This window comes from Bradyrhizobium genomosp. I (2014) (assembly GCF_000261685.1).
Taxonomy (GTDB): domain Bacteria; phylum Pseudomonadota; class Alphaproteobacteria; order Rhizobiales; family Xanthobacteraceae; genus Bradyrhizobium.
Genome location: NZ_AJQE01000102.1, coordinates 1 through 892 on the forward strand (window position 1 = coordinate 1; position 892 = coordinate 892).

Sequence of the window (892 nt, forward strand, 5' to 3'; positions counted from 1 at the left end):
ACCTCGTCGAGGGCGCTCGACCCCGAACTGCGCGAGATGGTGGAGGCCGCGTTCCAGCGCCGCAAGAACGAATTCGCCGACCATCGCAGCGTGATCTACTTGCGCACCGGATCCGGCCGCGAGGTCGTGGTGCTGCTCCAGGCCGAGCGCGAGCTGTCGGAGACCGACCGTTCGCTGGTCGAGATCTTCTCCAGCCGCCTCTCGATCGCCTTCGACAACGTGATCCTCTACCAGCAGCTCCAGGACGCCAACACTCAGCTCGAGGACCGCGTCGCCCAGCGCACCCGCGCATTGATGCAGGCCAACCGCCGGCTCTCGGCGCAGTGGCTGCGGCTGCAGCGCGCCAACGGCTTCAAGAACGAAATTCTGGGCACCGTCGCGCACGACCTGAAGAATCCGCTCGGCGTGATCCTCGGCCGCACCGAGATGCTGAAGGAGCTGATCTCGACCGGCGCATCGGAAAGCGGCGTGGTCGCCCAGGTCGATCACATCCGCGACGCCACCAAGCGGCTGACCACGATGGTCGACCACCTGATCTCGGACGCGATGGCCGATGCCTTCGACATCACCATCCGCCGCGAGCCGGTCGACGTCGCGGCCCTGGTCAAGGAGGTTGCCGAGGCCAACCAGCCGCTTGCGGTCAACAAGCAGCAGACGATCGGCGTCACCGCGCCGCCCAACATCGTCACCATGTGCGACACCGACCGCATTCGCGAGGCGATCGACAACCTCATCAGCAACGCCATCAAATACTCTCCGATCGGCGGCAAGATCGACGTGGCCGTCACCCATGAGGGCAGCGACACCACCGTCCGCGTCAGCGACGAGGGCGCCGGCCTGTCGCCGGAGGATCTCGGCCGCCTGTTCGGCCGGTTCCAGCGGCTGGCGGGCC

1 protein-coding gene is annotated in these 892 nt (G+C 66.9%); it reads left to right on the plus strand.

All coding sequences use genetic code 11. The features are described from left to right. Window positions 1–892: GAF domain-containing sensor histidine kinase (locus IC50_RS09950; protein WP_035703532.1), on the plus strand; the 892-nt coding region annotated here is incomplete at both ends.